Annotated in this window: 1 protein-coding gene; it reads left to right on the top strand. The window is 69.1% G+C overall.

Annotation, left to right across the window (positions count from 1 at the left end):
- Positions 1 to 38: 38 nt before the first annotated feature.
- Complete coding sequence (locus AOK22_RS38815) at positions 39 to 1,475, top strand: RICIN domain-containing protein (RefSeq protein ID WP_055703320.1); 1,437 nt, start codon at positions 39 to 41, stop codon at positions 1,473 to 1,475.
- Positions 1,476 to 1,719 lie beyond the last annotated feature (244 nt).

The following is a 1,719-nucleotide window of genomic DNA, read 5'->3' as shown; positions in this document are numbered from 1 at the left end:
CCCCCACCCCCCACCCTCCAGCCATGAGGTACGTGACCATGCGACGCTCCGCCGCGAGGACGCGCACACTGCTGAGTGCACTGTGCGTCCTCCTCCTGTCCTTCGTGGGTGCGCCCGGCACCGCCCACGCGGCACCCACGACCATCACCAACGCCACCCAGTTCACCGGCCCGGACGGCAGTCCCGTGCACGCGCACGGCGGCGGAGTCCTCAAGGTCGGATCTCATTACTACTGGTTCGGGGAGAACCGGAACGCCGACAACAGCTTCCAGTACGTCTCCGTCTACCGCTCGACGGACCTGAAGACCTGGGAGTTCCGCAACCACGTACTGACCCAGAAGACCGATCCGGAGCTCCAGTCCGCCAACATCGAGCGGCCCAAGGTCATCTACAACGCGTCCACCAAGCAGTTCGTGATGTGGATGCACAAGGAGAACGCCACCGACTACGGCGAGGCCCGCGCAGCGGTCGCGGTCTCCTCCACCGTGGACGGCGACTACACCTGGAAGGGCAGCTTCCGGCCGCTCGGCCACATGTCACGGGACATCACCACGTTCGTCGACACCGATGGCACCGGCTACATGGTCTCGGCCGCGAACGAGAACGCCGACCTGCACGTCTACCGTCTGACCGCCGACTACACCGGCATCGACGAACAGGTGCAGAAGCTCTGGCCGGGCCAGTGGCGTGAGGCACCCGCTCTGTTCAAGCGCGACGGCATCTACTTCCTGCTCACCTCCGGCGCCACGGGCTGGTCGCCCAACCAGCAGAAGTACGCCACCGCCGACAGCCCGACCGGCACCTGGAGCGACCTCAAGGACATCGGCGACTCCACGGCCTACGGCTCTCAGACCGCCTACGTCCTGCCGGTCCAGGGCACCTCCGGGACCTCCTACCTCTACATGGGCGACCGCTGGGGCAACTCCATGGGCGGCAACGTGAATGACTCCCAGTACATCTGGCTGCCGCTGAGCTTCCCCGACAAGACCACGATGACCATGGAGTACTTCCCCCAGATCGCCATGGACACCGCGGCCGGAACGGTCGAGGGCATCGGCACCTGGGAGACGCTCACCTCCGTCAAGAGCGAGAAGTGCGTCGACGTCGCGGACCGGTCCACCGCGGATGGAGCCCGCCTCGTCCAGTGGGGCTGCAACGGCGGCGTCAACCAGCAGTACTGGCTCAAGGACAGCGGCGAGGGCCGGGTGCGGATCATGGCCCGCCACAGCGGCAAGTGCCTGACGGTGGACGGCGGATCCTCCGACGACGGCGCCGCCGTGGTGCAGGCCGGCTGCGACGACTCGGGCCGCCAGGAGTGGAAGGTCGTCGGTGACGGCACCGGGATCCGGCTGACCGCCGCGCACAGCGGCAAGTGCCTCGACCTCACCAACCAGTCGACCGCCGACGGCACCGCGCTCATCCAGTGGACCTGCAACGGCGGCGACAACCAGAAGTGGCGCCGACCGGCCGCCTGACCGCAGGTCCCCGTTCAGCCACCCCCCACGGGCCGGCCGGGCCCCGCGTCCTCCAAGGCGGGGCCCGGCCGGTGTGACGCCCCCCAACCCCCGAAGCCCCCAGGGAGCAGCACGTGTTGTCCTTACCTCCGAGCGACCGGCCGATACCTCGTCCGCAGCGCACCCCCCCCCTCCGGAGCCTCGCCGCCGCCTGCGCCGTCCTGGCCTCGACCGCCCTCCTGCCCCCCGTCACCACACCGCGGGC

The organism is Streptomyces silaceus, from assembly GCF_001419745.1.
GTDB lineage: Bacteria > Actinomycetota > Actinomycetes > Streptomycetales > Streptomycetaceae > Streptomyces > Streptomyces silaceus.
The sequence above is the reverse complement of the archived record's forward strand: the minus strand, read 5'-3'. Positions and strand labels throughout refer to the sequence as shown.

Bases quoted from the DNA above. Each gene is read 5' to 3' on its own strand.
- AOK22_RS38815 (WP_055703320.1), top strand. From the start codon at position 39: ATGCGACGCTCCGCCGCGAGGACGCGCACACTGCTGAGTGCACTGTGC.